Annotated in this window: 25 protein-coding genes; 13 read left to right on the top strand and 12 right to left on the bottom strand. The window is 36.2% G+C overall.

Going from position 1 to position 20482, the window contains the following annotated elements; translation table 11 throughout:
• Positions 1 to 67: 67 nt before the first annotated feature.
• The 7 genes from dsbD (at position 68) to CCAL9328_RS00405 (ending at position 6743) form a co-directional block, all read left to right on the top strand.
• Positions 68 to 1774 carry a protein-disulfide reductase DsbD gene (gene dsbD, locus CCAL9328_RS00435; protein WP_169999699.1) on the top strand — a complete coding sequence of 569 codons (1707 nt, stop codon included), beginning with the start codon at positions 68 to 70 and terminating at the stop codon, positions 1772 to 1774.
• A gap of 312 nt (positions 1775 to 2086) precedes the next feature.
• Entirely contained in the window at positions 2087 to 2482 is a 396-nt protein-coding gene (locus tag CCAL9328_RS00430; protein WP_169936486.1) for a hypothetical protein, read from the top strand.
• Positions 2483 to 2520: 38 nt separating this feature from the next.
• Positions 2521 to 3573, top strand: coding sequence for a helix-turn-helix domain-containing protein (locus CCAL9328_RS00425; RefSeq protein ID WP_169999697.1), 1053 nt, complete (start codon positions 2521 to 2523; stop codon positions 3571 to 3573).
• A 44-nt stretch (positions 3574 to 3617) separates the two neighbouring features.
• Positions 3618 to 3827, top strand: a complete 210-nt coding sequence (locus CCAL9328_RS00420) for a hypothetical protein (RefSeq protein ID WP_169999695.1) — start codon at positions 3618 to 3620, stop codon at positions 3825 to 3827.
• Positions 3828 to 4163: 336 nt separating this feature from the next.
• Positions 4164 to 5726 carry a flavocytochrome c gene (locus CCAL9328_RS00415; protein WP_169999693.1) on the top strand — a complete coding sequence of 521 codons (1563 nt, stop codon included), beginning with the start codon at positions 4164 to 4166 and terminating at the stop codon, positions 5724 to 5726.
• A 30-nt stretch (positions 5727 to 5756) separates the two neighbouring features.
• The gene (locus CCAL9328_RS00410; RefSeq protein ID WP_169972169.1) at positions 5757 to 6149 is read left to right on the top strand and encodes a cytochrome c3 family protein; all 393 of its coding nucleotides are present in this window, start codon (positions 5757 to 5759) and stop codon (positions 6147 to 6149) included.
• 9 nt (positions 6150 to 6158) lie between these two features.
• Complete coding sequence (locus CCAL9328_RS00405) at positions 6159 to 6743, top strand: cytochrome c3 family protein (protein ID WP_169999691.1); 585 nt, start codon at positions 6159 to 6161, stop codon at positions 6741 to 6743.
• Positions 6744 to 6850: 107 nt separating this feature from the next.
• Here CCAL9328_RS00405 and CCAL9328_RS00400 read toward each other — a convergent pair whose 3' ends face one another.
• The 7 genes from CCAL9328_RS00400 to CCAL9328_RS00370 form a co-directional block, all read right to left on the bottom strand.
• Positions 6851 to 7213 (bottom strand): nitrous oxide-stimulated promoter family protein, encoded by a 363-nt coding sequence (locus CCAL9328_RS00400; RefSeq protein ID WP_169999689.1) that lies wholly within the window; start codon positions 7211 to 7213, stop codon positions 6851 to 6853.
• A gap of 73 nt (positions 7214 to 7286) precedes the next feature.
• A complete protein-coding gene (gene kdsB, locus CCAL9328_RS00395) occupies positions 7287 to 7997 on the bottom strand; it encodes a 3-deoxy-manno-octulosonate cytidylyltransferase (protein WP_169936522.1) in 711 nt (236 codons plus the stop codon).
• Positions 7994 to 9454 (bottom strand): threonine synthase, encoded by a 1461-nt coding sequence (thrC, locus tag CCAL9328_RS00390; protein WP_169999687.1) that lies wholly within the window; start codon positions 9452 to 9454, stop codon positions 7994 to 7996. Before thrC ends, kdsB begins: the two co-directional genes overlap by 4 nt.
• Before the next feature lie 24 nt (positions 9455 to 9478).
• Positions 9479 to 10324: an acetylglutamate kinase gene (argB, locus tag CCAL9328_RS00385; protein ID WP_169972174.1), complete on the bottom strand. Its 846-nt coding sequence runs from the start codon at positions 10322 to 10324 to the stop codon at positions 9479 to 9481.
• A 45-nt stretch (positions 10325 to 10369) separates the two neighbouring features.
• On the bottom strand, positions 10370 to 11293 hold the full coding sequence (locus tag CCAL9328_RS00380; protein WP_169999685.1) for a tetraacyldisaccharide 4'-kinase: 924 nt from the start codon (positions 11291 to 11293) through the stop codon (positions 10370 to 10372).
• Positions 11286 to 12419 carry a DegT/DnrJ/EryC1/StrS family aminotransferase gene (locus tag CCAL9328_RS00375; protein WP_169936530.1) on the bottom strand — a complete coding sequence of 378 codons (1134 nt, stop codon included), beginning with the start codon at positions 12417 to 12419 and terminating at the stop codon, positions 11286 to 11288. The genes CCAL9328_RS00380 and CCAL9328_RS00375 overlap by 8 nt, the downstream gene beginning before the upstream one ends.
• Before the next feature lie 10 nt (positions 12420 to 12429).
• Positions 12430 to 13185, bottom strand: coding sequence for an NAD+ synthase (locus tag CCAL9328_RS00370; protein ID WP_169936532.1), 756 nt, complete (start codon positions 13183 to 13185; stop codon positions 12430 to 12432).
• A gap of 115 nt (positions 13186 to 13300) precedes the next feature.
• Here CCAL9328_RS00370 and CCAL9328_RS00365 point away from each other — a divergent pair, with 115 nt between their 5' ends.
• Positions 13301 to 13903, top strand: a complete 603-nt coding sequence (locus tag CCAL9328_RS00365; RefSeq protein ID WP_169999683.1) for an MBL fold metallo-hydrolase — start codon at positions 13301 to 13303, stop codon at positions 13901 to 13903.
• Here CCAL9328_RS00365 and CCAL9328_RS00360 read toward each other — a convergent pair.
• From CCAL9328_RS00360 to CCAL9328_RS00350, 3 genes are read right to left on the bottom strand one after another with little or no spacing between them, the layout of a single operon-like run.
• Complete coding sequence (locus tag CCAL9328_RS00360) at positions 13896 to 14423, bottom strand: PaaI family thioesterase (protein WP_169999681.1); 528 nt, start codon at positions 14421 to 14423, stop codon at positions 13896 to 13898. The two genes, CCAL9328_RS00365 and CCAL9328_RS00360, sit on opposite strands and share 8 nt — an antisense overlap.
• An 8-nt stretch (positions 14424 to 14431) precedes the next feature.
• On the bottom strand, positions 14432 to 15322 hold the full coding sequence (gene cmoB, locus CCAL9328_RS00355; protein ID WP_349304181.1) for a tRNA 5-methoxyuridine(34)/uridine 5-oxyacetic acid(34) synthase CmoB: 891 nt from the start codon (positions 15320 to 15322) through the stop codon (positions 14432 to 14434).
• Position 15323: 1 nt separating this feature from the next.
• Positions 15324 to 15500: a hypothetical protein gene (locus CCAL9328_RS00350; protein ID WP_169936538.1), complete on the bottom strand. Its 177-nt coding sequence runs from the start codon at positions 15498 to 15500 to the stop codon at positions 15324 to 15326.
• A gap of 89 nt (positions 15501 to 15589) precedes the next feature.
• Between CCAL9328_RS00350 and CCAL9328_RS00345 the strand changes: the two genes are divergently transcribed.
• Genes CCAL9328_RS00345 through CCAL9328_RS00330 form a run of 4 tightly spaced genes read left to right on the top strand, consistent with a single transcriptional unit; the run spans position 15590 to position 18538 of the window.
• Positions 15590 to 16675 carry a transglutaminase domain-containing protein gene (locus CCAL9328_RS00345; protein ID WP_169999679.1) on the top strand — a complete coding sequence of 362 codons (1086 nt, stop codon included), beginning with the start codon at positions 15590 to 15592 and terminating at the stop codon, positions 16673 to 16675.
• Positions 16676 to 16677: 2 nt separating this feature from the next.
• Positions 16678 to 17001: an aryl sulfotransferase gene (locus CCAL9328_RS00340; RefSeq protein ID WP_169936542.1), complete on the top strand. Its 324-nt coding sequence runs from the start codon at positions 16678 to 16680 to the stop codon at positions 16999 to 17001.
• Entirely contained in the window at positions 16994 to 17254 is a 261-nt protein-coding gene (locus CCAL9328_RS00335; RefSeq protein ID WP_169936544.1) for a heavy-metal-associated domain-containing protein, read from the top strand. The genes CCAL9328_RS00340 and CCAL9328_RS00335 overlap by 8 nt, the downstream gene beginning before the upstream one ends.
• A gap of 6 nt (positions 17255 to 17260) precedes the next feature.
• Positions 17261 to 18538, top strand: coding sequence for a M20/M25/M40 family metallo-hydrolase (locus CCAL9328_RS00330; RefSeq protein ID WP_169936546.1), 1278 nt, complete (start codon positions 17261 to 17263; stop codon positions 18536 to 18538).
• A gap of 73 nt (positions 18539 to 18611) precedes the next feature.
• Here the strand turns inward: CCAL9328_RS00330 and CCAL9328_RS00325 are convergent, their stop codons facing one another.
• Entirely contained in the window at positions 18612 to 18854 is a 243-nt protein-coding gene (locus CCAL9328_RS00325) for a hypothetical protein (protein ID WP_169999677.1), read from the bottom strand.
• 74 nt (positions 18855 to 18928) lie between these two features.
• Positions 18929 to 19564, bottom strand: coding sequence for an endonuclease III (gene nth / locus CCAL9328_RS00320; protein WP_169999675.1), 636 nt, complete (start codon positions 19562 to 19564; stop codon positions 18929 to 18931).
• A gap of 88 nt (positions 19565 to 19652) precedes the next feature.
• On the opposite strand from nth, the gene CCAL9328_RS00315 reads away from it, so the two are divergent.
• A complete protein-coding gene (locus CCAL9328_RS00315) occupies positions 19653 to 20480 on the top strand; it encodes a peptidylprolyl isomerase (RefSeq protein ID WP_169999673.1) in 828 nt (275 codons plus the stop codon).
• Positions 20481 to 20482 lie beyond the last annotated feature (2 nt).

The following is a 20482-nucleotide window of genomic DNA, read 5'->3' as shown; positions in this document are numbered from 1 at the left end:
TAAGCAAATTTTACTCTAAATTTAACAAAAAATATTAGAATTATACGTTTTTAAGGAGAATAAATTCATGTTTTTTAGAGTGCTTGTATCTTTTTGTATCTTTTTTGTTTCACTTTTATCTGCGCCACTAGATACCGCAGAGGCTTTTAAGCTAAGATCATCTATCGATGAGCAAAATGTTAGGATTGATTTTAAATTTGGACAAGATATTTATATTTATAATCAAACTTTTGAGATAAAGCTTGCAGATAAGCCTATAAATTCGCTCATTGATATGCCAAAAACAGAAATTTCAAACGAATACGAGATAATACCAACCGACTTTTCGCTCCTAATACCGCTTAAACTCATAGAAGAGAACTTACAAGACGATTTGTCAAAAATTTCCATCTCATATCAAGGATGTGCCAAAAACGGCATTTGCTACCGTCCGCAAAATAAAACTTATATCGTAAGCAAAGTTCAAAGTGGATATAAAGTCGTTGATAGTGATGCTAAACAAGAAATTTCAGACGAGCAAGGTATCGCAAATGAGCTCTCATCAAAGAGCTTTCTACTATCGCTTGTGACTTTTTTTGGATATGGGTTGTTGCTTGCTCTTACTCCGTGCGTGTTTCCTATGATACCGATACTTTCAAGTATTATAGTTGCTAAGGGTGGGGAGAATTTGGGTGTTAAAAAGGGCTTTTTGCTCTCGTTTGTTTATGTTTTGGCGATGAGTTTTGCTTATGCGTTAGCCGGAGTCGGAGCTAGCGCACTTGGTTTTGGAGTGCAAGGTATGCTTCAAAATGCATGGATTTTGGGCTCATTTGCTGTTATTTTCGTTTTGCTGGCGTTTAGTATGTTTGGCTTTTATGAACTCAAACTTCCGTCTGTGATTGAAAATTTTATAAATAAAAAGTCTAAAAACTCAAGCGGCTTGCTCGGTGTTTTTATCATGGGTTTTACCTCTGCGCTAATAGTCTCTCCTTGTGTTGCCGCCCCGTTAGCCGGAGCCTTGCTTTATATAGCTCAAAGCGGTAATTTACTTTACGGTGGAGTGATGTTGTTTATTATGGGGCTTGGCATGGGTGTTCCGCTTCTTATTATAGGCGCTAGTTCTGGTAAAATTTTGCCTCGTCCTGGAGTTTGGATGGATGGGGTAAAAAGTCTTTTTGGCTTTTTGATGTTATTTATGAGTGTTTGGTTGCTTTCAAGAGTGTTTGGAAGTGTTTTTGAGCTTGTTGGATACGGTGTTCTTGGTGTATTTACGGCTGTATTTTTTGGAGCATTTGAAGCAGCTGGCTCTGGCTGGTTGAAATTTAAAAAGGCGACTGCAATTTTGTTTTTTGTCTACTCGGTTATGCTTATTATCGGTGGATTTTTAGGTTCTAAAAATGCCCTTTCGCCACTTAGCGGTTTTAATTTAAGTGCATCCGCTAAAGATGAACTTAAATTTGAAAAAGTTCAAAATTTACAAGAGCTTTTGGCTGCTATAAATAACTCAAAAAAGCCTGTTATGGTTGATTTTTGGGCTAGCTGGTGTGTTAGCTGTTTAGAACTTGACGATAGGACTTTTAGTGATCTTGGCGTAAAAAATACTCTTAAGAATTTTACCGTTATAAAGATCGATGTTACACAAAATTTAAGTCAAAACCGTGAAATGCTTAAGTATTTTTCACTTATAGATCCACCTGCGCTTTTGTTTTTTAAAGATGGTTTGGAGATAAGTTCAAAACGAATAATCGGCTATATAGAGCCACAGAAATTTTTAGAGAAAGTTTCTGATATCTAACGCCAGTATTTATAAATATCATTTTATTAAAATTTTAATTATTATCTATGTCAGAAGCAATTGACTATTAAAATATTAAATTAATATATCAAAATTTAATTTAAGACCCTTTAAAAAGCAAAGGTTTTACTATTTTTAAAGGACAATTTTTATCATGAAGTTATAAAAATAATATTTAAAAAATTTAATTATAAAATTAATTTTTGATTTTAATAGCTTTTGTTTTCATAAAACTATTTCAAATGACCAAAAAATATAAATAAACATAAAGATAATTTTTGAGATAATAATTAAAATTTTTAAGGGTGTATTTTGAAAATTTTAGTCAAGAAAGATTATAAATTTTTTATCATCATAAGCATAGTCTTTTTGTGTTTTATCGGACTTAATTACTATTTTAACTACGAGCTTTTAAAGGATAATATAAGGCGTTATGAAAGCGGAATTTTTAGCCGTGTACATACCAAAATTGAAGATTGGACAAACTCAAATTTTAAAGATGTAGAAAAAATTGCAAAACTTTTGCAAAATGAACATATACAAAGCGCGACACAAATTCAGCCCTTGCTTCATAAATTTCAACAAAGCTCAAATTTTCCGTATCTCATCATGGGGCTTGATGATGGAAATTTTACATATCAGATAATGATTACGTTACGCCTCACAATTACGACCTTAAAACTCGCGATTGGTATAACGACACATTAAAGGTAGGTGGCACGATAGCTTCAAATCCATACATCTCTATGCGACTTGGACTTCGCAGCGTATCTATTTGCACTCCTATCAAATTAGTAGATAAGCGAGGTGTTTTTTGCGGAGGACAACCATTCGAGGTTATAAGGAGCTATTTTAAAGAGTATAAAACCCTATACGATAAAAATTTATATCTTATCAATAAAGGCGGTGAGATATTAGCAAGCTTTGGCAATATAAATGATACGATATCTTTTGAAAATGTAAATTTACCAAACGACAAATACATGGCGATCCCTATCAAAAATACTAATTGGAGTATAGTTTTTGAAAAAGATCAAGAGCTTTATACGAATGAGCTTAATAAATATTTACTTATAAATTTGTTACTTTACGCACTTTGTGTCTTGATATATATTTTTACTAATTTCATTTGGCTTAGAAAAAACAGTATAAGCTCAAAGCAACTTAATGAACAAAACATTTATATAAAAGATGTGCTTACTAAGCAGGTAAATGGAGTTTTTATTAGCTGTAATGAAGATCTTGAGATCATATATGCCGGTGATGAATTTGCAAATTTCTATGATTTTTATAATGGTGCTGCAAACCTAAAAGAGGCCATAAGAAACAGTAAATTTCTTAGTGATGATGAAAAGTTAAATTTTCTTAATGAGATAGCTATCTCAAGTCGGGGTTTGAAATTTAGGTATTTTAATATAGAGTTTACAAAAGAAAATGAGGTTAAGAAATATCTGATAACAACTGCGCCTATCGGCGATCATGCTCCTTACGGTCTGTCATTTTTATTCCAAGACGTCAGTTTAATGCAAGAACAAGAGTCTCAAAAAACATATAATGAGTTCTATAATCCATATGTAGAAAAATTAATGATTTTTATTAAGCAAAATATCGGAGATGATGGACTTTGTGTGGAAAAATTAGCCAAAATTGGCGGGTATTCCAAATTTCATTTGCAAAGATTATTTAAAAATTATACCAACACTAATGTAGCTGAATATCTACGTTCGTTCCGTCTTGAGCGTGCTAGGTTTTTATTAAAATTTAGTGACGAAAAAGTAAGTGTTATAGACAAAACATAAGAGGTAAAATTCCTAAAAAAGAGCTATTATACGAGGAGATAGAGTTGCCAGAAATTAAGCTAGCTGTAACACATAAGCCTCAAAATATAGAGTTTTTAAAATCAAAGCAAAGCGGTGACGATATCTTAGTTTTGCTTGAAAACGGAGATATAAATAGTAAAATTTATGCAGCTTATAGCAAAGATGGCTCACTATCGTCATATGTAGAATTAAGCGGTGGAACATGGGCTAAGATGCATGAATTTGCCAATTGAGGATATTTTAGACAAGGCTTGCGAGATATTTTATGATCCAAATCTGTACAAATTTAAAGCTCCTCAAATTTATTTTTCGCTAACTGATGATAAAAATATGGATTTTATATACTTTAAAATTTAGAAATTTTACTGATTAAAACACACATTAGCTTAAGTTAATATTTTATGCTAAACTTAGATTAAATCCTGTAAAAACGAGCTTCACAATTATTGATACAAAATGCTTTGCCATTATTTGGCATTTTTTATCATGAAACAAACCAAAAAATTTATATTAGTATTTCATTTAAAGATCTTATTAAAAATCTTTAAATTCATATAAAATGAGAGATGATGTTTGACTCATCAAGAAGGCGAACCTTAAAGACGCTTGCCTGTTGCTCCACTGCTATTGCTGTTCCAAATTTAGTGTTTGGTAAGATGAATGCAAGCGATGTAAAGCGATGGGATAAGGAATTTGATGCTGTAGTAGTGGGAAGCGGATTTGCAGGCTCTGCTGCTATGTTGTCGTTACTAGATCACGGCATAACAAACTGCATAATGATAGAAAAGATGCAGTATCTTGGTGGCAACTCTGCTTATAGCGGTGGATCTATGGCGGTTGCCGGTACGCCTATACAAGAGCGCGACGGTATTAAAGATGACCCTGAAAGCCAGATAAAAGACACTCTAAAAAGAGGTCATGATCTAAATGATAAAGAGCTTGTGCGAGAGATGATTTATAAAGGCCCAGAAACCTTTAATTGGCTTGTTGAGAATGGCGTAAATTTTAAATTGGTGAGTCGCAGTGGTGGACACACTGTACCTAGGTCACACTCCGCAGGTGCAGGTAGCTATATTACTCGTCCTCTACAGCGTAAGATTATAGAGCGCGGAGGTAAGATCGCCACTCGTGTAATAATGGATGAGATTATTTATAATGATAAAAACGAAGTTGTGGGGATCAAAGTACGTGAAAAGTATGAATTTAACTTTGATAGAGAATTTGACGAGAATGACAATAAAAGTGGTCAGGTTAAATTTTATCGCTGTTTAGGTGGTTTGATATTAGCCACAGGAGGTTGGGGTGCAGACATTAAATTTAGACAAAATTTCGACCCCGCTCTTCGCGCTGACGTGCTAATCGGAGCTACTGGCTACACGGCTCGTAAACTTATCTTGGATGACATTAAATTTATTGATATGCAATATATCCAGCGCCTGCACGTCACTTCTGCAGATGAGCCGTTTTTCGGCTTTGCGTATCGCTGGATCACGCGCGGTTATGCATACGGCATAATGATAAATCCAAAAACTGGTCTACGTTTCGTAAACGAGATAGCTGATCGTAAAATAGGCTCGGACGCGATCTGGAGCATGAATGAAAATGGAAAAAATCATCCTGTATTAATAATGGACATAGAGGGCACAAAAACCGTCGATGTCAAAGACTTCCAGCGTGGATTAAGCGTAGGAGCAGTGAAGAAATTTGACACCATAGATGAGCTAATCGCACATTATGGTATCAACAAAGAGCCGTTCTTGGATCAGCTTAAGCGCTATAATTCTTTTGTAGATGAGGCTGCTAAAGACAAAGAGTATTGCGACCCTGAATTTAAACGAAATTTCTCCGCTTACAAAGGCAAATTTATTAAAGTGGAAAAGCCACCGTTCTTTGCCTCTCGTCCGGGACCAAAAGTGCATCACTGTATGGGTGGGATAAAGACTACGATTGATTGCGAGGTATACAATAACGATATAGCTTTGGTGTCGAATTTATACGCTTGCGGTGAGCTGACCGGCGGTCGCCACGGCTTTAACCGCCTTGGTTCTAATGCCGTACTTGACTGTCTGGTTTATGGCAAGCGAGCAGGTACAAAACTAGCGCAAATTTATAACGCCAAAAGGGGTGCGTGATGAGAAAAATTTTTATTTATACTCTCTATTTTGATTATATCTTTAAGCGCAGCAGATGTAAATGCTAGCTTATCTGAGATGTTGCGCAACTCAAAAGGTGAAATAACAACAGATTTTAGTCCAAAGATTTTTCCTATCCAAGGTATTCATAAAAAGCTAAATTTAGCCTGTATTGATTGTCATAAAGATGAAAAGCAAAAAGATTACTCTTCTGCAATGAATAACTCTTGTCTCTCGTGTCATGGAAGTTACTCAAAACTAGGCGAAACCACAGGACATCTAGGACATAACGATAATATCCATGCTAATCCACATTACGAATCGCTTGATTGTGACACTTGTCATAAATCGCACCAACCAAGCGTAAATATGTGCTTGCGTTGTCATACGCAAGACAGCATGAAAAATTTGATCGTGAAGTAGGAGGCAGTAATGAAAAAAGTATTATTTTTAACGATAATTTTAACTTTGGTGGCTGTTTTTGGCGGATACCATGTGATAAAAGCCACTGGAGAATATCCATTTTGCGGAAGTTGTCACGAGTGGGATGGAGCCATAGCACAAACAAATTTAGCCGATCCTATTCACGGTGGCTCAAATCCAAAAGGTCTTGGAGCAAAATGCACTGACTGTCACTTGCCTCATGATAGCTTGGCTAATTATATTTTTACAAAAGCTAAAAACGGTATAGCAGAAGGCATCACGACACTAACTGGTGATCCAGACAAAAAAGATTGGATAGCCAATCGCGAATATGCACGCAAAAACTATACTTTTGATAGCTCTTGTCTAAACTGCCATGCGGACATTGTGAAAACATCGGATGCTAACGCTACAAGGCAAATTCTGCCTGTAAATAGCTTGCCAGAAGAGATTGCTACTTTAAGTGAAGCGGGTAGAATGCATATGAAATATCTTGAATTTAAAGGTACTGGCGATGAGATGAAATGTACCGACTGTCATAAAAATGTGGGTCATAAAGAGCTTGGCAAAATGCTAATCGAACAAAAAACATAGGATTGCAAATAGCTGGGATGAGTGGGAGAATATGTATCAAGAGAGTAGAAAAAATAAGTAAAATTTTATTATTCTCTTGTGTGGGTTATGGGTAAAAATTTAATTTTTTACCCATCTTTATCTCTTAAAAACAACCTCTTTATCTTATTAAGTCCCAATTTCATGCCGCTGTATTTCATCATTTTTGCCATTCGTTTCCACATTGGTAGTTCATAACATGGATGTGGGCAGGTGTGACAGCGTGGTTTTTGCACATGTGGGCATGCGCAAAGCCTTGCAAAGGAGTAGTTTAGCATGTTTTCACAGTCTTTGCATAGTTCATAGCTCACACTTACAACATCAGGCACTCCTTCATAGGTTAATGTCTTTTCTTGCTTTATTTTTGGTAGTTCTTTGTGCTTATCTGTGCAGTAAATTTGTATAAATTTAGTAACAGTCGTAACCTCGTAAGCAAATTTTTCATTAGTCATTTTTGTCCTTTAGCAAAAGGTTATCGAAAAATGATAAAATTTGTTTACGAGTTTCATCAAGACTATATTGCTCTTAAAAATCAAATTTTACTCTAGCACGTTTTAGGTCTTCGGCACTATCTATGCCTATACTTTCGCTTGAAATTTCAAGCATGGCTATACGTTTGCCGTTTTGAAGCGCGCGAAGTTGCTCTAGTTTTTCGGTATTTTCAAGGCTTGACGGAGCTAGTGAGCAAAACTCATTTAGGCTAGCTACGCTGTATCCATAAATTCCAAGATGAGCCTTATATGTTTTACACTCTGCGCGGTTAAAAGGTATGCGTGAGCGTGAGAAATAAAGTGCAAAGTCATCTATATCGGTTACGACTTTAACTAAATTTTTATCATCAACAAGCTCATCGTTTATTAACTTGTAGCATGAAAACATGAATGCTTTATTTTGTCTTTTTTTGCAAAATTCTCTAAATTTTGCGATATTTTCAGGCTCGATAAATGGCTCATCTGCTTGCACGTTTATGACTATATCGTTTTGATCTAGGTTTAAATTTCTGCATGCCTCATTTATACGATCTGTCCCGCTTTGGTGACTAGTTGATGTCATGACGGCATTTAGCCCGTGAGTTTTTGCTATATCTAAAACACTCTCGTCATCAACTGCTATGACGACCTCGTCGCACTCGCTCACTCGTCTGGCAGTTGCTACAAACATTGGAACTCCGCCTATATCGCAAAGAATTTTATTTTTAAATCTAGTAGAACTTAGTCTAGCAGGTATGATTATCATTTTTTTATCCATTCTAAAATTTTATCTTCTATCTCATTTTGTTCGATAACATCAGGGTGTAAAATTTTAGCATCAAAAAGCTCTTCAATACTGCTTGGTGCACTTTCATTTAGTTTTGAAGCAAGCGTGTTTAAGCCCTCTTTTTCGCTATCTGCACTTTGTTGGCACGCCTTTAGCATGCTTGGCGCAAATTTAACCCAATGTGCCGTTGAAGTGATGACATTTATACGTGAGCTATCTGCCATTTTAAAGCAAGTTGCGGTGTGCGGGTCGATAGCTACGCCTTTGTCCATCCATTCTTTTATATAACTCTCACACTTACTATCAGTGCAAAAGTCCGCTTCAAATTCAGCTTTTAATGCCTTCAGCTCATTTTTATCAAGCTTGTAAAATTTATCTTTACTTAGCTTATCCATAAGCTCTTTTGTGCGAACGGCGCCAAATTTATCAAACAGCAATCTTTCGATATTGGAGCTAATTAAAATATCCATGGCAGGGCTTATCGTTTGAAGTAATTTCTTGCCCCTAAGATCGTAAATTCCTGTATTAAAGAGTTCTGTTAAGATATTGTTTGCGTTTGAAACGATTTTGATTTTGCCGATTTTAGCGCCCATTTTTTTAGCATAGTATGCACCTAAGGCATTACCGAAGTTTCCGCTAGGCACGATGATGTCAAAACTCTCGCCCTTTGCTAATTTACCATTTTTCAAAAGTCTTGCATAAGCGTATGCGTGATATATGATCTGAAATAAAATTCTTCCGAAATTTACGGAGTTTGCGGCACTTAGACTGAGTTTGTTTTTGGCTAATTGCGCTTTAAAATTTTCGCTTGCCAAAAGCGTTTTAAGTGCTCGTTGCGCGTCGTCAAAATCGCCTTTGATGCCGATAGTTTTTAGGTTATCGCCCTTCATGCATACCATTTGTAGGCGCTGAACCTCGCTGGTGCCATTTGCAGGATATAAGCAGACGACTTTTATATTTTTAGCATTAGCGAAGGTTTTTAGTGTTGCAGGTCCGGTATCGCCGCTAGTAGCGCACATGATGAGATAGTTTTTGTTTTTTTCTTGCGCAAGAGAGCTTAGAATTTCTCCAAAAGGCTGAAGAGCCATATCTTTAAAAGCGCGTGTAGGACCGTGATATAGTTCATTTATATATAAATTTTTACCAAGTTTTTTAAATTCAACCGGAGATGCTGGCTTGTCAAAGTTTTTATATCTTTTTACTGCTTTTTTAAAGACGTTTTTATCTATGTTAAATTTAAATAAAGAGATTATATAAAGGGCTAGTTTTTCATAGCTTAGCTTGCTTAGTTCGCGCCATTTTTTATCACTTATCTTTGGTAGCTTAACTGGTGCGTAAAGTCCGCCGTGTTCGCTACTTGGATTAAGTAAAGCGCGTTTTAAACCGACTTTTTTTGATTTTTCGTTTTTCTTGGCTCTTGTTGGGTGCAGTTTCATGTTGTTTCCTTTGATCTCTTAAATTTATTGTCTTATCATAGTTCCTATACCGTCGTCGGTAAATAGCTCAAGAAGTAATGAATGCGATAGTCTCCCATCAAGTATGTGTGCGTTTTTAACGCCGCTTTTTACGCATTCTAAAGCCGCATCGACTTTTGGTATCATGCCTCCGCTTATAACGCCGGTATTTTTTAGCTCATTTATCTGTGATTCGTTTAGTTTGCTGATGAGCTTTTTATCGTTATCTAAAATTCCTTGAGTATCGGTTAAAAATATTACTCTTTCGGCCTTTAGCGCACTTGCTATCTTGCTTGCGCAAAGATCGGCGTTTATGTTGTAGCTATTTGCCTCATCGTCAGTTGCAATAGGTGCCACAACAGGTATAAGCCCATTTTGTAAAAGCCCGTTTAGCACGGCTGTATTTACGTATTCTATCTCGCCGACAAAGCCGTATTTGCCGTTATTTAGCGTTTTAGCTTTTAATAAATTTGCATCTTTGCCACTAACACCTATGGCTCTTGCGCCATTTTTATTTAAAAGTGCAGTTAGTTCTTTGTTGATATTTCCGCTAAGAACCATCTCGACGACTTCCATGGCTTCTTTATCTGTTACTCTAAGACCGTCTACGAATTCGCTTTTTATATTTAGCTTATCAAGATATGAGTTTATCTTTTTACCGCCGCCGTGAACTACGATAACCTTGCAGCCTACAAGCTGAAGTAGGGCGATATCTTTGATGAAATCACTCTTTAAATTTTCATCAAGTTGAGCCGAGCCGCCATATTTCACAACGAAAATTTTATCGCGGAATTTTTGGATATATGGTAGAGCAGATATGATCACCTGTGCGGTTTGAAGTTTATCTTTCAAAGTTTTTCCTTGTATTTAAAATCCTAGATTATAGCAAAAAACCGTTTAAATTGCTTGTTTTATGGCGTTTTTTAGCTCATTACTAAGCGTTGTGTGTAGTTTTATAAGCGAGATAGGGAGATTGAAGTCTTTTACTTTTACAAAATCCTTTTGTGTCATAAGTAAGGATGTAGCTTTGTAAGAGTTAAGAAGCTTTGCAAGCTCTTGTTTATTAAAGTCGTGATGATCTGGATAAAAAATTTGCGCTACTGTTTGGTTGAAAAATGGCTCTAGGCGCGTTGGATTGGCTATTGCTGTGACTAAAAGCATCTTATCTGTTTGGTTAAAAATTTGAGTTTTTCTAAAGTGCGAAACACCCTCTTTAGCTATGAAATCCCCAAATCTATAAAAGCCAACAGGATATCTATAAGCCCCGCTAGGTATGGTAAAATTTAGCGCTGGAAGAGGGTTTGGCTGGATTAGGATATTAAATTTTTTAATGTGAAATTTACCAAAACCATCATCTAAAATAATATACCTTGCACCCATTTTTTTTGCTTCATATATAGCTTCATCTCGGTTTTCACTAACGATGACGTTTGTATTTTTTACACTTATGGCATACTCCATCGCCTCATCGCCACTTGTTTTTACGTCTGTTAAAATTTGACCGTTTACGCATACCTTTACAAGACCTTTACTACTTCTGCCGTATCCTCTTAGTATGATAAAAGCACCGTCAAATTCGTTTGCTATCGCGATACCAAGCGGAGTTTTGCCGCTTCCTCCCAAGCTAAGGTTGCCTATGCTTAAAATTTTAATACCAAGATCCTTCTCTTTACTTGTGTATTTTTTGATATAAATAACAAAAGCATATATTAAAGACAGTGGTAAAAGTATAAAAGAAAGAAGCTTTTGAGTGAAATTAGGGCGGTAAAAATAATTCTCCGCCCAAATGTATAAATTTTGTTTAAATGTGCTTTTAGACACGTGATTTTGATATCTCTTTAATCTTTTCGCAAATATAATAAACCTCTTCGTCTTTTAAAGCGTTATAAATAGGCAAAGAAAGCACTTGTTGATATACCTTAAGTGCACTAGGGTAGGCGTTTACTTTAAGGTTGTATTTAGCCTTGTAGTAACTTAAAAGATGTATCGGTATATAGTGTAACGAAGTATGGATGTCATTTTCCAGTAGCTCACGTGCAAAACTGTCGCGGTTTTTATCGATTTTGATTATATACTGAGAGTATACATGGTCACGTTTTTTAATAGGAGTTGTTATGTGAGGACAGTTTGCTAACTCTTTGTTATAAATTTCAGCTATCTCTTTTCTGCGTTTGATAAACATATCGTTTTTCTCTATCTGGGCAGTGGCATATGCGGCATTTAATGCACTTATATCGTATTTAAGACCGATGTCAACTACGTCATAAATATAGCCTAAGTTGCCGTATTTATCGATACCGTTTATAAGTGCGTAGTTTCTAAGAAGTCTCGCGCGTTCCGCAATCTTGTCGTCATTTGTTGTGAAAAATCCAGCTGTTGCGATAGGGTTGTTTACTTGCGAATACGTCTGAAAGCATGATAAAAATGAGTTTTCATTGCCGATTTTGGCGCCATTGTATGTTAGTCCGATAGAGCGATTTGCATCATCTAATACTTTTACGTCATAATGTTTTGCTATCTCGTTTATCTCATCAACCGGAGCACTTTGTCCTGCTATGTGACTTACAAAAATTCCTTTTAGTTTTTTATGATTATACTCTTTGAGGGCTTTTTCAAGTGAGTCCGGGTTTATGTTAAAGTCATCTTCGTTTATATCGACAAATATCGGCTCGGCATCAAAGTGCCTGATTGATTGGGCTACACTTGGAAATGAATTTACCGAGCAAATAATCTTATCTCCACGTTTTATCTCCATTGCACTTAAGGCTAAGTGGTGTGCTGCGGCTAGGTTGTTTGTGCTTATGACATGTTTTGCACCGAAATATTTTTGCAAAGTATCTTCTAGTGCTTTAATGGTTTTGTTTGAATTTTGGTTTTTTAAAACATCTTGTATAAGTTCATTTTCGCGCTCCGTAATGGTTGGTTTATAAAATGAAATTTCTTCCATGTCTTGCCCCCTAAATTTTTGCTATCAGAGGCATTCGCCTCTTAAATTCGTTTGATTTTACTCTTTTTAGTATCTCTTGAACTGTTTTTTTGCCAAATTTTTCTTCGATTTGTTTATTATAAATTTCACCGTTTTTTGTCGCTATTAAAATTTCATCAACCACTTCATAGCTATATCCGATATCTTCTTCGTCGCTTTGGCCTTCCCAAAGATCGGCTGATGGCGCTTTGTTTATGATATTTCCGTCTATCTCAAGATACCTAGCAAACTCAAAAATTTCAGTTTTATAAAGCTCTCCGATAGGATTTATTGCACATGCCATATCGCCAAATATAGTTCCGTATCCAAGCATGAGTTCACTTTTGTTACTAGTTCCCACAACGATAGCTCTTATGTCTGCCGAGTAGTCATACAAAAGGCTCATTCTTATTCTTGCACTTAAATTTCCTTTTCGAATATTGTTTAAATTTGTGTCTATACTCTCTTGGTATGCGCCTAAAATGCTTTCTATGCTTAAGATTTTAAATTTAATGTTTCTCTTTTGACAAAATTCAGTTGCATCTTTTATATTTTTTGGGTCGGAATTTTTAGTCGGCATGATTAGGGCGTGTGTATTTTGAGGCATTGCCTTTGCGCAAAGTGCGCCCACTATAGCAGAATCAAGCCCTCCGCTCATACCAAGAAGTAAATTTTCGACACCGATATTTTTACAGTAGTCTCTTATAAAAGCAACCAGTTTTAGCTCTAACTCTTTAAAATCTCTCATTTTGGTATCATTGTTTAAAAAATTTGTATTATTATACTTAACATATATAAATTTTTAGTTAAGTTTTCATAATTTTATTGTAAAATTCTTAAAAAAATAAATTAAAGTATTTAAAATGAAAGTGTTATCAAAAAGTTTTGGAGAATACGCTACAAACTGTTACATAGTAGAACAAGACGGTATGCAACTTGTTGTAGATCCAGGTAAAGGTTCGTTTGAGTGGATTGGTCAAAATGTTACAAATTTAAAGGCTATACTTTGTACACATGGGCATTTTGACCATATTTTTGATGTTTTAAAGGTCCAAAATAAGTTTAAGGCGCCTATTTATATCCATGAAGAGGACGCATTTTGGGCGCAAAATGATATTTTTGGATATGGATATGAGCTATTTACTCCAGATGTATTTTTTAAAGACCAAGAGTGCGTTACTATCGGCTCGTTTAATATAAAATTCCATCACTTTGCAGGACATACGCCAGGATGTTCAATGATAGAGATAAATGGCTGTATGTTTAGCGGTGATTTCTTGTTTAGAGATAGTATTGGCAGGTGGGATTTTCCGTATTCAAACAAAGAAGATATGCTAAAAAGCCTTGAAAAATGCTCAAAAATAAGCGGTGACTACAAGCTCTATCCAGGACACGGTGAGCCAAGCAGCCTAAGTGCGGAGCAAAGCAGGCTTGATATGTGGATAAGGATAGTGGCTTCTATTTAGCCTTATCCTGTCGCTCTTTAGCACGTCTAATAGCGCCTTCGCGTTGGATATTTTTTTGTTGTGCTAAGAAAATATGCTCTTCGAGTGCAACGAGTTGAAATGTCCCCTCGAATACCTTCATGTCGTGAAGTTTGCCTATGACTCTTACTTCGCGTTTGCGCGACTCGTCAAAGTAAGCTCTTGCATCAAATTCTACGATCTCTCCAAGTTTGATCGGGCCGTAAAAATTTATACGAGCATTTATGGTGACGCAAAATTCTTCATTGATGGCAACAAGAGCCGCGTAGTTTGCCGCGGAAAATATAAATCCGCTATGGATGAGATCAGAGCCGTCGGCTACCATTTCGTTTGTGGTAAAAAATTTTGTTTTTGCGTGATTTTTTTCTAAAAATGTCGTTACGCCGGTTAGGCTTAACTTGATATTTGGTGATGTTTTTATCTCATTGCGAAATGGATTTTCGTCTTCAGGAAGGACGATTTGAGAGTCACCAACCTCTTCATAAATGCTGTTTTCAGCCATTTTTATCCTTAAATTTTTATTTTTATATACACTCGGTTTGGAGCAGGATAACCTTCGATAGTTTTTAAGCTATCGTTTGGATCAAGAAAATTTTCTAAACTCTGTCCGTCTATCCACTCGGTTTTTCTTTGTTCGTTTACGTCGGTAGGTTTTGTGGCTAAAATTTCAAAATCACTAAATTTAGCCCTTTCACACCAATTTTCAAGCGCACCGATAGTAGGGACAAAGTATATGTTTGGTATCTTTGAATACGTAAGCTTTGGTGTTAATGCAAAATCACCCGGCATATCTATATACATCGTATCTAAAAATACTTCTCCGCCCTTATTAAGTGAACCTTTAAGTTCTTTTAGCATTTTTACCGGATCGCTTCTGTGATATATCACGCCAAGGCAAAAGATGGTGTCAAATTTGTGCTCGTAATGCGCTAAATGCTCAACTCCTAAAAGCTCATATATGATATTTGAGCGCACAAAATGGTTTATGAAATTAAACTGCATAAACGTATGCACGCTAGGGTCAAAGCCGACTAATTTTTTTGGTTTTTCTTTAAGCATGCGAAACATGTAATATCCGTTATTGCACCCCACATCGGCTACAACTTTATCTTTTAAATTTATATGTGGTTTAAGTAGGTTGTATTTTATAAAGCTTTGCCACTCTGTATCTATAAAAAGCTCTCCAAGCGCAAACGGACCTTTTCTCCATGGCTTAAGCTCTTTTGCGATCGCCTCTATCTGTTCTTGTTTTTGAGTGATTAGACCGTTAAATTTAATACTAACAATATCGTTAAATTCACACTCGCAATCAAACTTTCCTAGTGCATTTATGCGTGAAAGAAGTTCTAAATTTTTAGATGAATTTAATATCTTTTGTCTTTCTTTTATGAAATTTTGCACGCTACTTCCAGTCTATGATGTTGTGCGGACACTCTTTGCGATATGTGCCAGTCGCGTCATAATACTCTTTACAGTCGTTGTAATACTGTGTTGAAATTCCGCGCTCATTTAAAAAAATACAACCGTTAAAAACAAAAACAATAAGCATTAAAAGTAATATTTTAAGAAATTTATTCATGGATTTGATTTTAGCATAAAATTTAATATTTTATAGTAAAATGTTCGTTTTTAGGGCTTAGGTTAGCCATTTTATTATTAAGGCATTTCATGCAAAGACGTGATTTTTTTAAAATAGGTGGAGTTTTGGGTGCGGCAAGCGTGCTGCCAAGCGTAGCATTTGCGGCTGCTAACGAGAGCAAAAGTAGTGCGGTTAGGACGTTTGACGTTAGATTAAGTCATTTACTAAAAGAAAAGGGTAAAAACGCTCGTTTTTGGTTACCTCTTGTTACTTCAACCGATTTTCAACAATTAGTAAGCGACTATAAGATAACAACAAATGCAAAAGAGTATTACATTTCAGATATTGCCATCCCAACGCTATTTGCCGACTTTAAAGAGGGTCAAGTAGATCCAGCAATAGATGTTGAATTTAAAGTAAGAACTACTGAGAGAAATACCGACTTTTCAAAGGTTAATTTTAACGAAAATGAAAAATTAAGCAAAGAGATCGAGTTTTATCTAAAAGCAACCGCTCAAATTCCTACAACAGGCATAGTTAAAGAATTTGCTGACAAGATCATCGGTAAAACAAAAGGTGACTTAGAAAAAGCTCGTTTGATATATAACTGGGTCGCAAACACTATGGAGCGTGACAATAGCGTGCCTGGATGTGGCAGAGGAGATGTAAAAGCTATCCTTGAAAGCGGTAAACTAGTCGGTAAATGCACCGATATAAACAGTGTGTTTGTCGGACTTTGTAGGGCGGTTGGAATTCCTGCTCGTGAGTTATTTGGTATCCGCGTTGGTGCTTCGAGATTTTCAGGTCAAATGGGCGCAGCTCCAAAAGAGGACGGCTTAAGTCATATATCTGGCGGACAGCACTGTAGGGCGGAATTTTATCTAAAAGGATATGGCTGGGTGCCTGTTGATCCTGCTGATGTTACAAAGGTAAGACTGGGCGAAAAACTAAGCAACAGCGACACAAAATTGGCTCAAATTCGTGATTATCTATTTGGTAACTGGGAAATGTGCTGGATAGGCTTTAACTACGGTAGAGACTTTGACCTAAAGCCACTTGCCGAGCAAAGACCTATAAATAACTTTGGCTATCCATATGCTGAGGTTGATGGCAACACGTTAGATTATTACAACCCAAAAGAATTTAGCTACGATTACGTATCGAAAGAAATTTAAATTTGAAGCACGTTTGGTTTATCATAACCTCGGCTATTAGCGCATTTATGGCAACGCTTTGTTGCCTACCTGCGCTACTTTTTTTACTGTTTGGAACCTCTTTTTCATTTTTGTCTTGGACTAGCGCATTTTATGAGTATCGCACGTTTTTTAGCATACTTTCGGTGATATTTTTCGTTGCTTCGGCATTTTTTGTGTTTTATAAGCCAAAGTCTTGCGCGCTAAATTATGCTAAGAAAAAGTGGATATTTATATATGTTCTTTTGGGGATTTTGATTGTTTTTATGCTTGTTTATCCAGAGCTGTTGGGAGACTTTTATGAGTAAAATTTTATTTGCACTACTAATTTGTACGGTTGCATTTTCGGATCAAAATTTTAAGATACAAGTAGAGGCTATGCATTGTCCACTTTGCACGTCAATGGTTAGAAAAGCACTGCTTGGAGTTGAGGGCACTCAAAGTGCCAAAGTTTCTTTACGTAGTAAAACGGCGGATGTTATTACGGTGGATGGAGTTAAGGAAGATGACTTGCTTAAAGCTATAGAGGCTATAGGCTATCCTGGTATTGTTTTAAAGTAGGCACTCATGAAAGAAGTTCAAATTTTAGACAAATTTAAGGAAATTTCACAAATTCCTCATTGCAGTTTTAATACAAAAGAGTTGCGCGACTTTTTGGCTAATTATGCCAAAAATCACGGATATAGCGTGGACGTTGATGAGGTTGGAAATATCCACGCGATAAAAGGTGAGCCTAAAATTTGCTTGCAAAGTCACTATGATATGGTTTGTGTGGGCCATACGCCAAAGCTCGAGCTTGTCGAAAAAGATGGTTTTTTAAGCGCTAAAGAGTCATCTTTGGGTGCCGATAATGGCATGGGTGTCGCTATCATGATGCAGATGATGAAGGAATTTGAAAATTTAGAATGTCTTTTTACAAACGACGAAGAGGTTGGGCTTATAGGAGCAAATGGATTTGACGGTAATTTTGCAAGCAAAAAGCTTTTAAATTTAGACAGCGAAGATGACAGCGAGGTTATAGTTGGTTGTGCAGGAGGTATAAATATCTTTGCATGCATTGACGCAGATACAAAGACTGTATCAAGCGGCGATGTTTATGAAGTTATCGTTAGCGGATATCCTGGTGGACACTCCGGTGTTGAGATACAAAAAGATATACCAAACGCTATTAAAATTTTAGCTCGCTTTATAAGACAAAACGGTGCGAAGCTAGTAAGTATAGAAGGCGGCGAAAGAAGCAACTCTATACCGGTTAACGCAAAGGCTGTCGTAGTAAGTCAGAACAAATTAAAAAGCGATGACTTGCATATTTGCGTTAAGAAGCTTGACGGTACTGCTAAAATTTTAAAAAATTCAGATCAAATTTTAGCTTTTATAAATGGTTTTTCGCAGGGCGTAAGAAGCTATGATGTGGAGTTAAATTTACCAAAAGATAGTGTAAATTTATCTACCGTAAAAAATCACAACGGTAAGACCTGGGTGGAATTTTACGCTCGCTCTATGAGTATGGATGGAATTTCAAGGCTCGAGTTTGAGATCGGCGAAATGGCTAGTGCGCTTGGTTTTGACATTAGTATCAATGAGCGCTCTAATCCCTGGGAGCCTAGTGCAGATGAATTTGCTTATGCTGTTTTGGATGAACTTCAAAAATTTAAACCGGATGCAAAGATAAAGGCTATACACGCAGGGCTTGAGTGTGGTGTGCTTTGTGAGGGCAGAGATGATATGCAGACTTGTTCCATAGGACCAAATATCTACTCTCCGCACTCTACTCACGAAAGATGTGAGCTAGCTTCGGTTGATATTATAGCAAGTGTCGTTAGAAATATAATTAGCAGATATTAAATTTGTAAAATTTTACATAAAATTTCATTTAAAATGCTTAGAAACTATAAGCATTTTAAATTTACATAAACGCTTAAACTAAGATGTTTAGGCTTCCTCTTTCTTGCCTGCTTTGTTCTTGGTTTTGACTCTGCTCGGTTTGTTCTAGTTGTCTTTGTTCGTTTGCTCTTTGACTTTGCTCGGCTTGAGATGCTTGTGTGTTTTGAATTCGCTCTTCGTTATTTTTGTTTTGAGCATTTTGCTCTCGCGTTTTGTTTTGATTTTTGTAGATATCATAGCTTTGATAACTTCCGTAAGAATTTATTGAAGTAGGCATTTTTATCCTTTTGATTTTATTTATATTATAGTATCTTTTAGATAATTGCAACTTAATATGATATAAAATTTACATTAAATTTGCACTTTATCCTTGCTTTTGCAAAGCTCATATAAAAAGCATTCGCCGCAAAGTGGTTTTTGAGCCTTGCAGACATATCTACCAAAAAGCACCATTGCTTGATGAAGCCTGCCAAGATCTGTTTTAAAAGCTAAAATAAGATCAGCCTCGGTTGTTTGTGGGGTTTTTGCACTGCTTAAACCAAGACGATGTGAAACTCTAAATACATGCGTATCTACTGCCATTACATTAGCACCAAGTGCTTCTAGCATGACGACATGGGCAGTTTTTGTTCCAACTCCTGCTAAATTTATTAGTTCGCTCTCTGTGAGCGGAATTTCTCCACCGTGATCATCAACAACACTTTTTGCCATTTTTATTAAATTTTGTGCTTTATTGTTAAAAAAACTGCAAGAATTTATAAACAATTTCACGCTCGCAAGATTGGCATTTGATAAGGAATTTACATCGGGATAGGCTTCAAAAAGTGCCGGAGTAATTAGGTTTACACGCTTATCGGTGCACTGTGCCGATAGCATGACGCAGACTATTAGTTCGTAGTTGTTTTTCCACTGAAGTTCGCTTTTTGCATCTTTGTAATTTTGCAAAAATAAATTTTTGATTTTCGATATATCTTTTTTCGTTCTCATTTTGTGATTTTAGCATTTAATTAATAAAAAGTAACGTATTCTTTGGATATAATAACTGGTTTAAAACAAAATTTTATAAAGGATGTTTATGAAGAAATTTTTATTTCCAACGTTTTTAAGCTTGGCTACCGCACTTAGCCTAAATGCTGCCGTTATGGCTACAGTTGATGGCGAGAGCATAGAAGATAGCGAGGTTGCTGCTTTGTTAAGCGCTGCTATGCCTGGATTTGACGCGAGCCAACTTTCACAGCTTCCTGCTGATGGTAAAAAACGCGTTGTTGATGATTTGATTAATAGAAAACTTTTACTTAAAGACGCTAAAGCAACAGGCATAGAAAAAGATCCTGAATTTACAAAAGCTATGCAAAATGTTCGTGATAGTATCGCTCTTGACGTATATATGAAAAAAATGTTTGACGGCATTAAAGTAAGTGATGCCGAGATAAAAGATTTTTACAACAAAAACAAAGAAAATTTCTCTCAACCGGCTCAAGCCCGTGCTCGCCATATACTTTTGGGTGACGAAAAAGAGGCTGGGGCTGTTATAGCTGAGCTTAAAAAATTAAAAGGTGATGCACTAACTAAGAAGTTTGCTGAGCTAGCAAGCGCTAAATCAATCGACAAAGGCTCTGCGGCACACGGTGGCGAGCTTGGCTGGTTTGGTCAAAGCCAGATGGTTAAACCTTTTGCCGATGCTGCTTTTGCACTTAAAAAAGGTGAAATTTCTGCAAAGCCTGTTCAAACTCAATTTGGATATCATGTTATCTTAAAAGAGGATTCAAGGCCTGCCGGAACAGTTTCATTTGATCAAGCTAAAGGTCAAATTGAACAAAATTTAAAACTAGAAAAATTTCAAGGTCAAATTAGACAAAAAACAGATGCGCTTCGCTCTAAATCTAAAATAGAATACAAGTAATC

The organism is Campylobacter sp. RM9328, assembly GCF_012978615.1.
This window is presented reverse-complemented; position numbering and strand designations above follow the sequence as displayed.

What these genes read in the sequence shown, in the direction of transcription:
- dsbD (WP_169999699.1), top strand. Translation starts at nt 68, where the DNA reads ATGTTTTTTAGAGTGCTTGTATCTTTTTGTATCTTTTTTGTTTCACTT.
- CCAL9328_RS00425 (WP_169999697.1), top strand. Translation starts at nt 2,521, where the DNA reads ATGCGACTTGGACTTCGCAGCGTATCTATTTGCACTCCTATCAAATTA.
- CCAL9328_RS00415 (WP_169999693.1), top strand. Translation starts at nt 4,164, where the DNA reads ATGTTTGACTCATCAAGAAGGCGAACCTTAAAGACGCTTGCCTGTTGC.
- CCAL9328_RS00405 (WP_169999691.1), top strand. Translation starts at nt 6,159, where the DNA reads ATGAAAAAAGTATTATTTTTAACGATAATTTTAACTTTGGTGGCTGTT.
- CCAL9328_RS00400 (WP_169999689.1), bottom strand. Translation starts at nt 7,213, where the DNA reads ATGACTAATGAAAAATTTGCTTACGAGGTTACGACTGTTACTAAATTT.
- kdsB (WP_169936522.1), bottom strand. Translation starts at nt 7,997, where the DNA reads ATGATAATCATACCTGCTAGACTAAGTTCTACTAGATTTAAAAATAAA.
- thrC (WP_169999687.1), bottom strand. Translation starts at nt 9,454, where the DNA reads ATGAAACTGCACCCAACAAGAGCCAAGAAAAACGAAAAATCAAAAAAA.
- CCAL9328_RS00375 (WP_169936530.1), bottom strand. Translation starts at nt 12,419, where the DNA reads ATGGAAGAAATTTCATTTTATAAACCAACCATTACGGAGCGCGAAAAT.
- CCAL9328_RS00370 (WP_169936532.1), bottom strand. Translation starts at nt 13,185, where the DNA reads ATGAGAGATTTTAAAGAGTTAGAGCTAAAACTGGTTGCTTTTATAAGA.
- CCAL9328_RS00365 (WP_169999683.1), top strand. Translation starts at nt 13,301, where the DNA reads ATGAAAGTGTTATCAAAAAGTTTTGGAGAATACGCTACAAACTGTTAC.
- CCAL9328_RS00360 (WP_169999681.1), bottom strand. Translation starts at nt 14,423, where the DNA reads ATGGCTGAAAACAGCATTTATGAAGAGGTTGGTGACTCTCAAATCGTC.
- CCAL9328_RS00350 (WP_169936538.1), bottom strand. Translation starts at nt 15,500, where the DNA reads ATGAATAAATTTCTTAAAATATTACTTTTAATGCTTATTGTTTTTGTT.
- CCAL9328_RS00345 (WP_169999679.1), top strand. Translation starts at nt 15,590, where the DNA reads ATGCAAAGACGTGATTTTTTTAAAATAGGTGGAGTTTTGGGTGCGGCA.
- CCAL9328_RS00335 (WP_169936544.1), top strand. Translation starts at nt 16,994, where the DNA reads ATGAGTAAAATTTTATTTGCACTACTAATTTGTACGGTTGCATTTTCG.
- CCAL9328_RS00330 (WP_169936546.1), top strand. Translation starts at nt 17,261, where the DNA reads ATGAAAGAAGTTCAAATTTTAGACAAATTTAAGGAAATTTCACAAATT.
- CCAL9328_RS00325 (WP_169999677.1), bottom strand. Translation starts at nt 18,854, where the DNA reads ATGCCTACTTCAATAAATTCTTACGGAAGTTATCAAAGCTATGATATC.
- nth (WP_169999675.1), bottom strand. Translation starts at nt 19,564, where the DNA reads ATGAGAACGAAAAAAGATATATCGAAAATCAAAAATTTATTTTTGCAA.
- CCAL9328_RS00315 (WP_169999673.1), top strand. Translation starts at nt 19,653, where the DNA reads ATGAAGAAATTTTTATTTCCAACGTTTTTAAGCTTGGCTACCGCACTT.